The organism is Desulfonatronum sp. SC1 (genome assembly GCF_003046795.1).
GTDB lineage: Bacteria > Desulfobacterota > Desulfovibrionia > Desulfovibrionales > Desulfonatronaceae > Desulfonatronum.
Map to the genome: position 1 here is coordinate 1 of NZ_PZKN01000226.1, position 397 is coordinate 397.

General features: G+C 42.1%; 1 pseudogene. It reads left to right on the forward strand.

Features of this window, described 5'->3' with window-relative positions:
* Window positions 1-289 (forward strand): annotated as a pseudogene (locus tag C6366_RS21360) (phosphomannomutase/phosphoglucomutase); the annotation flags it as partial.
* Window positions 290-397 lie beyond the last annotated feature (108 nt).

Here is a 397-nt window from a genome sequence, read left to right on the forward strand (position 1 = left end):
GGCCTATGGTGAAAAAGTGATTATGGATTTGGGCTTACTGGCAGGCAACAAACCCGGTTGGGACATTGCCCCTGATAATTTTGAAGGTGTGCGCATAAACTGCGATTTACCCCAGCAAAAAGGCTGGTTTCTGCTCAGACTCTCGCTTCACGACCCGGTAATACCGCTAAACATTGAGTCAGATGTGGAGGGCGGACTAGAAGATATCATAGCGCACCTTACAACATTTTTCAAGAATTATGATCGGATGGATCTGAAAGGGTTCCAGAACATCATCATCAACAAGTAACTAACGTTAAAATTGAATTATATCAACATCAGTATGAGAATCTTAAAAGAGAAATCAGTGGCCATAATTGTGGATGTGCAGGAGAGATTGTTCCCACATATTCATAAC